Source organism: Lysinibacillus sp., assembly GCF_032093475.1.
GTDB classification, from domain to species: Bacteria; Bacillota; Bacilli; order Bacillales_A; family Planococcaceae; genus Lysinibacillus; species Lysinibacillus irui.
Genome location: NZ_DAMDAY010000008.1, coordinates 54,746 through 62,164, shown reverse-complemented (window position 1 = coordinate 62,164; position 7,419 = coordinate 54,746). Strand labels below are relative to the sequence as shown.

At 37.0% G+C, this 7,419-nt stretch carries 9 protein-coding genes; 4 read left to right on the top strand and 5 right to left on the bottom strand.

The annotated features are described in order from the left end of the window. On the top strand, positions 1 to 275 hold a 275-nt coding region (locus RT445_RS03840; protein ID WP_483869409.1), incomplete at its 5' end, for an SRPBCC family protein. 320 nt (positions 276 to 595) lie between these two features. Here RT445_RS03840 and RT445_RS03835 read toward each other — a convergent pair. From RT445_RS03835 to RT445_RS03825, 3 genes are all read right to left on the bottom strand, one after another. Next, complete coding sequence (locus RT445_RS03835) at positions 596 to 1,360, bottom strand: hypothetical protein (RefSeq protein WP_312506548.1); 765 nt, start codon at positions 1,358 to 1,360, stop codon at positions 596 to 598. Positions 1,361 to 1,433: 73 nt separating this feature from the next. After that, positions 1,434 to 3,065 (bottom strand): ribosomal protection-like ABC-F family protein, encoded by a 1,632-nt coding sequence (gene abc-f / locus RT445_RS03830; protein ID WP_312506549.1) that lies wholly within the window; start codon positions 3,063 to 3,065, stop codon positions 1,434 to 1,436. 355 nt (positions 3,066 to 3,420) lie between these two features. Further along, positions 3,421 to 3,783 carry a hypothetical protein gene (locus RT445_RS03825; protein WP_274794820.1) on the bottom strand — a complete coding sequence of 121 codons (363 nt, stop codon included), beginning with the start codon at positions 3,781 to 3,783 and terminating at the stop codon, positions 3,421 to 3,423. A 128-nt stretch (positions 3,784 to 3,911) separates the two neighbouring features. On the opposite strand from RT445_RS03825, the gene RT445_RS03820 reads away from it, so the two are divergent. The 3 genes from RT445_RS03820 (at position 3,912) to RT445_RS03810 (ending at position 6,192) form a co-directional block, all read left to right on the top strand. Further along, positions 3,912 to 4,772, top strand: coding sequence for an endo alpha-1,4 polygalactosaminidase (locus RT445_RS03820; RefSeq protein ID WP_312506550.1), 861 nt, complete (start codon positions 3,912 to 3,914; stop codon positions 4,770 to 4,772). 113 nt (positions 4,773 to 4,885) lie between these two features. Continuing rightward, complete coding sequence (locus tag RT445_RS03815; protein WP_312506594.1) at positions 4,886 to 5,359, top strand: DUF2243 domain-containing protein; 474 nt, start codon at positions 4,886 to 4,888, stop codon at positions 5,357 to 5,359. A 14-nt stretch (positions 5,360 to 5,373) separates the two neighbouring features. Beyond that, entirely contained in the window at positions 5,374 to 6,192 is an 819-nt protein-coding gene (locus tag RT445_RS03810; RefSeq protein WP_274794822.1) for a cytochrome c oxidase assembly protein, read from the top strand. A 12-nt stretch (positions 6,193 to 6,204) separates the two neighbouring features. Here RT445_RS03810 and RT445_RS03805 read toward each other — a convergent pair whose 3' ends face one another. Next, the gene (locus RT445_RS03805) at positions 6,205 to 6,714 is read right to left on the bottom strand and encodes a DNA-deoxyinosine glycosylase (RefSeq protein ID WP_274794823.1); all 510 of its coding nucleotides are present in this window, start codon (positions 6,712 to 6,714) and stop codon (positions 6,205 to 6,207) included. Between the two features lie 18 nt (positions 6,715 to 6,732). After that, on the bottom strand, positions 6,733 to 7,419 hold a 687-nt coding region (locus tag RT445_RS03800; protein WP_313469734.1), incomplete at its 5' end, for a DUF2268 domain-containing putative Zn-dependent protease.

Sequence of the window (7,419 nt, the reverse complement as noted above, 5' to 3'; positions counted from 1 at the left end):
CAGATTATGCTGAAAAACAAGTACTCGAATTTGAATGGGGTCAAGATCGCGTTAGATTTGAACTGTCACCTACAGACAATGGCTCATTATTACGATTAATTGAGACCCTACAAGAGCTAACCGACCACACGCCAAAGGATTTAGCAGGATGGCATATATGCCTTGACTTGTTATCAGATTTATTGAATGGTGTAGAACATCAAAGCTTCCCAATGGAAAACTGGCAGCAACGTTTTAACGAATACAAGAAGCTCATAGATGATGTAAGATCTTAAATTGCAAAAAACCTAGAGCAACTACTGCTCTAGGTTTTTATATTGTTGAAAAACAATCATAGCATGATTACGAAAGGGAAAGTTCGTTTCAAATGGATGTTATCTTTTTAGCAAAGATTTATGTGCTCCCTACTCTTTTAATGTGTGAGCTTCTTACTACGATATGGTTGATTGGCGTTCCAGCGTCACTCCTAGGGGATTAGCGTCACAGATGAGACCCTGGAGCGAACGTTAGGGAGTGAAGCGGCTCATCGGACGCCCCCTGAAAGGGATGCTGGCGGAACAGAAATCAACGCCTCACCTTGCTAAACAATCTTTTTCTATTGATAAAAAGCTGTAGCAATTTCAAGAGCTTTTAACGGCTCTTTGATCGAATCGAGTGTGTAGACAAGCTTTTCATCCTGCCACACAATTAAATTACCAGATTGATATACATCCAGCTGAGCTAAACCATATTGCTTTGGAATAGGTAGCATATGATTTTCTAAATATTTTACTGCCTGCTTAGCAAGCTTAATACCTGCCTCTGGGTCGTCAGTGCTTGTATGTGTGGCGATGGCCCATCTCCCTTCATTCCAACCCGTCCATAACGAGCCAGCACCCGCATCTTGATAACCCGTTATATTGTAGCCAAGATCAACTTCGTGCCCTCCATTTTGACTAAAATTATCGAATGCGATTTGTGTACTAGCCCCTTCAGCACTTTTGTATTGCTTGACGAACAATCTACAGATGGCAGTCGCAGAATTCTTTAATCGAATATCATTAATTGGCATATTTTCTTTACTTTCATAAAAGATAATTTCAACATGGTCCCCTTCAGCACGTGTTGTGGCCGTTAAAAAAGCATCATCTGCAATCGGTAATGTTGTTGGCATTTTTATTGGTATATCCGAATGGATCTGATCCTTTATTTGTTGAAGAGCTTCACCTTGTGACATAACTGTATCCCTATTGTCATTATTAGATTGTACGACGGGTACATCGATCTCATTTTCTTGTGCTTGATGAATTTTTTCATGACCAGCACAAGCACCTATGATACTACTACTCAATAGTAAAATGAGAAATAGCCATCTATTCATTGTGTTAACCTCCATCTAGTAATACCCTTTTTCGGCATTTTTCCCTGACAACGGTTAACTTAAACTTGTTTATCTATTTAAGCTTATTGATTTGCTGTGTCAGCTCATTAAACTTTTGGTCAAGCATTGCATAGTCTTTATCCTTTGCTGTAAGAAAACTCAATTTTCCTAACACCTCTTGCCTTTCCGTTTCAAGCTTTAAACGAAGAGCGACAAGATCATCCAACTGCTTTGGAGCCTCTTTACTCCATTTTTTCTCCATCTGTTGACCGCGAAGCTCCCAAACACTATTCGTTACTTTCTCTAAAAAATATCGATCATGTGATACGACAAGTATTGTCCCATTATATTGGGCAAGTGTGCGCTCCAATTGCTCACGCGAAGGTAAATCAAGATGATTCGTTGGCTCATCTAAAATAAGAACATTCCTATCCTCTAAAATATAGGCCATCAGTTTACACTTTACACGTTCTCCCATGCTCATTTTTCCTATAGTAGACGTCCAATGTGTCGGTGTAAACCCTAAATTCTTCATTAAATTGCGAACCTTGCCCCGCTCTTCAAATGTTTCTCTGTAAAAATATTGCTCTGGTGTCTGATCAATTGGTAAATCAAAAACTTCCTGCGTCAGATAGCCAATATTGGCAGCAGGAGATAGCCACACTTCACCCTCTGCTTCTAACTTGCCTAAAAGTACTTTTAAAAAGCTTGTTTTTCCACTTCCATTGTTTCCTATAATGGCGATTTTATCTCCAAATTGAGCAGTGATATTAACATCTTTAAATAACATGCGATCACCGAAACATAAAGATAAGTTCTTGGTCTCCAAAAGACGCTTACCGACACGCTGAGATGGTCCTAAAGAAAAACGAATGTCTGTATCTGGCTCCACAGCTTCAACTTTTGCCTTTGCAAGCTCAGCTTCTAATCGTTTTTTCTTAGATTTCACTTGCGAGTCTAGACGTTTTGCTTTCACACGATGATATTCCTTAAAGCCTTCTAGTTTTGTTGACTGTGCATGGCCCTTTTGCGACCATGATGTTAGCTCCTGCATTTGATCCTCAATACGCTCTATGTTTTTTTGCTGCTTTTCGTAGGCACGTTGTTGCGTTAATCTTCTATGCTCTCTTTCAGCCATATAACTTGTATAATTGCCATTATGTTCAATCAGACTCTTTTCCTCAATAGACCAGATTTTTGTAGCAACCTTATCTAAAAAATAACGATCATGTGAGACAACCATTATCGTTCCCTTATAGTTTTGTATTTGCCTTATCAAAAAAGCTGTACTTTGTTCATCTAAATGATTGGTTGGTTCATCAAGCAGTAAGAGTTGGGCATTCTGTGAAAAACCCTCTGCTAGACGCATTTTTAGCTTTTCACCACCACTTAAAGCTGTAAATGACACATTTGGCACCTGCCATTTAGCCAACAAATCTGCCTCTCCTGCTGTTACTTCTAGTTTGTCAAATTCGGCAAGCTCCTGCTCAACAAAGGCAATCTTGATATTCTGTATCCCTTGTATTGCCCCCTTAGATGGCAAAACAGTTCCTTGTATTAACTGTAATAATGTTGATTTCCCAGCACCATTTCTACCAATAACACCGATGATCTCACCTTGCTTCACTGTGCCTGTCATATGCTCAAATAGTAAAGTATCCTTTATTTCATAGTGTACATCCTGTAATTTTAAAAGTTCCTTCATTCTATCCATCCTCTCCAGTTGGAGGGACAAAAAAATCCCTCCAAGTATTTTGGAAGGATTAGTCTCTACAATATCATACACAAATAAGCTATTGAAATAGCTATGTTTGTCACTCCAGAATCTTTATGAAAAAGCTTTGGAGTAGCTAAATATTAGTATCTACTTACTAATATTAGCAATTATTATGAAAAATGGGCAGACTAATCCTATTTTTGTTGTTCTCGAAATATAAAATTTCAAATACAAAAAATAAGATTAGTTATTCATTAGCCACCCATCTTCCCTTCTTCATTAGTTACCGTCAATTGTAACATCATTTTTGAAAAATAAAAATTCTTTTACTCTTTATTAATGCTTATCTAAAACATTCATACGAACGGATTTGGTTTCTGGAAATTGTTCGGAAATACCAGCCATATCTTCTACTCCAGCGGAAACCAGCTATAAATTCCCTTCCCACAACTGTTGGGAAAAACCAAAAGCTTCTACCGCTATTCATCCAAATATAAGTATTTCTAAATAAACAGGAACGTATACCACTTGCACCTACACGCGATGTAGGGATTGTTGGTGAAAAGCCTGGTGGGGTACTCATTGGCATTTGCCCTCCCGGAGGTGACCCAAAATTAGAAGGTCCAAATGATGTAGTTTCAAAATCATCATAATCTGCCCAGCCCGGTCTTCTAAAATTATCTTCTCTAAATGGATTATTGTACACACAAACCCTCCTTTTACATTATTCAATATATGTAAAAGGGCGATTAACCGTTGAGCCATTGCCTAACTAAGACAATTCGTTTCCTATTATTGTATAATAAACGGGATATTTTTCTAAAAGGAGTCCCTATGAAAAAAATACTTTTACTCTTCATTGCTATGCTTACAGCAATAAGCATTTGGTTTATGATTACTAAAAATCCTGCTTCATCCTCTTCAACTAGTATTCAAGCAAAACTTGCAGATGTAAAGGATTATAAATATTACTTAGATAAAGGCAATGATACCATTGGCGAGGATATGACTAAGTTAGATTTAGTTATTGTGGAACCCATCGAAATGCAGCAAAAATATATAGATAATGCTCAAAAGAACAGCACTTTAGTTTATGGATATATTAATGCAATGGAGGCAGATCAATGGAATACAGCCCTTTATCGCCAGCTAGAAGAAGATGATTTTTATCGAGACAAGCAAGGTGAAAAAATGTACTTCGCACAGTGGGATTCTTATTTAATGGATATGACTTCTTCGCATTATCAAGACATTTTACTAACAGAAATAGAGAAGCAAATTGTTCAGAAAGGCTTAGACGGTGTGTTTTTAGATACTGTTGGTAATATCAATTCTTATTTACCTGAAGATGAACAAAAGTGGCAAAATGAAGCCATGTTATCTTTTATCCAACAAATTAAACAACGCCATCCCACTTTATCGGTTGCTCAAAATTGGGGATTTCAAACGCTAATGGATTATACCGCCCCCTATGTCGATTTTATTATGTGGGAAGACTTCTCATATCATGAGGTAGGGAATGATGAATGGTCTCTCGAAATGATGAAAAAACTTGTCCATCTACGAGAGGAATTTGGTACACAGGTTATGGCAATCGGCTTTACAGATGAATTAGAAAGCCGTGCATTGGCGAAGAAGTATAACTTTAAATTTTTTTATAGCCCGGCTGGTTCATACTATAATACCTGGCAATGACGTAGCATCCCTCTGAAAACACTTGTTTCGGGGGGATATTTTGTTTAAGAGCTCCTCTCGTGGGTAGACTAAAAGAAATTCAACGTGAGGTGATATGCTTGGGGATGACAGAGATGTATGAAAAAAAAAATCATAAACACGAAAATCGCTTTCACTATAAGCAACGCAATATGTGGACAGGTATACTATTCGGACTTGGGGTTGTTGCATTTATAGATGAGGTTATTTTCCATCAATTATTACATTGGCATCATTTCTATGATAAATCTACAGCTAATATTGGATTAGTGTCAGATGGTTTATTTCATGCCTTCAGCTTTTTTGCTACGATTGGCTCTGCTTTTCTATTGGCCGATTTACATCGAAGACATGGATTTTGGTTAAAAAGATGGCTTGGTGGTATTTTTCTCGGAGCTGGAGTCTTTCAGCTTTACGATGGGATTATTCAGCATAAATTCATGAAACTTCATCAAATTCGCTATCATGTCGATATTCTACCCTATGATCTAGTGTGGAATATATTAGCAGCTATATTAATTGTAATTGGTATCATTTTATTATTCCAAACAACTCAAAAAGCACGTTAGGAGGGTTGCTCATTTTGCATTCTCATGAAGCTCACATCCAAAATTTTTTCACCTTTGGACAGCAAATATTAGCTTTTCCATTTTTTATAGCACTTATTTTCTATATCGTTGCTGTCATTGTTTCGAATCAACATAAAAAGCAATGGTCACATTATCGTACTAGCTGTTGGATAGTAGGATGTGTAAGTGCCCTTGTTACATTAATTGGCCCATTGGCTTCCCTTATTCATGTCAATTTTGTCGCACACATGATAGGTCATTTATTGCTTGGTATGCTTGCCCCACTACTTATGGTATTAGCAGCACCTATGACATTACTTTTAAGGACCTTACCAGTAAATACGGCACGTACTCTTTCTCGGATAATAAGAAGTCCTTATTTCCGTTTTGTTCGTCACCCGATAATTGCATCTACGCTAAATGTAGGTGGTCTATGGTTACTCTATACAACACCACTTTTCAACATGATGCACGAACATTTACTTTTATATATTTTTATTCATCTTCACATTTTTCTAGCAGGTTATGTGTTTACCATTGCTTTTATTTATATTGATCCCACTCCACATCCACACTCCTATGTCTTTCGATCCATTATATTATTAGTAGCATTAGCAGCTCACTCTATCCTAGCAAAATATATTTATGCGTATCCTCCTCAGCATGTAATAGCTACACAGGCAGAGCTAGGTGCCAAGATCATGTATTACGGTGGCGATGCAATTGAAATGATTATTGTTTATATCCTTTTTTATCATTGGTTTAAAAGCGCAAGAAATTTTAAGGCAGCTATTTCTTCTCATTCGAACTACTCAAATGAACCTAGGTTTTAGTGATTGCTGAAATTAAGTTAAATAGGATTGGATAATGCGCCAGTCCTCTAGCTTTTCAGCAATGGATTTTATATTTTTTCCTGGGATTGGACTTGTGGACGGCATTTTTTTGTAAGCTCGTCCTTCAAGCAGTTCTAGGCCAAGATGCTTTTTAAAAACTTCAAATGCCTTCGCTCCATTAAAAAGCACTAATTGGATGTTAGGATACTTTTCAAAAAGTGTTTGAAAATCATTCGGCTTTTCATTACGAATCGCTGCATCTAGACTACCTTCACGTTCACAGGTTTCAATCGTATCCCAAAGACCAATTGAATTGCTTTCTAATAATGCAATTCTTTTATCATATTCATCTGGAATATCTGTTTCCAATACTTCACCAATAATGGGCCAAAAGTGATTGCGTGGATTACCATAGTATTGCTGCTTTTCTAATGATTGCTTTCCAGGCATCGAGCCAACAATAAGCACCTTTGTTGATGAATTTACGACTGGTAATAATACATTTGTTATTTCATTTGACACAACAATCACTCCTTTTCTCTATTGTAACGGAAAATCTGATCCAGCAAGTATATCTTGGCTGGATATGGATAACGGATGATGAGTAGGATGATTCTTTATATATGTCTGCACGATCTCGTAGCCTATACAGTAGCCTATCCATAAAGGAAGCTTTCCACCATATAAAAATGGCCTATGTTTTTCAACTCCTTGAAGTTTTAAATGAGGCAAAAAATAGGTCTTCCACAAAGCTAAAAGCTCTTCCAATTTGTAGTTCTTTAACCACGGTAATAGCCATTTTTCTCCGTATAATTCTTGCACCGCACATTCTGCTAATCCCTCTAAAATAAGAGAATCCAACAAAGTCATATCTCCAAGAGACTTTTTTAAGTTGTGTAAACGGCATACATGGTTATATTCATGGGCAAACAGCGCTTGAAGTTCTCTTGTTTCTATTTCACCAATAAATAAAAAAAGTGCTTGAGGATATGCAACACCGTTTTTATTGGTCATCGTTTGCTGCTGTGTAATTGGAAAAATATAAATAGGTACTGCTGGACCATTCCATTTTTGTTGTAAATAAATAAATTCCTGTTCCACACAATCCCAAACATTGTTTTTCTTTAATTTCTCTAATTGAACTACCTCATTTGGAAGAAAAAGCCCCTGTTGCTGTAATGAAAATTGTATTTCTTCTGGCAATCCATCTTGAAATATCTCTCCTAA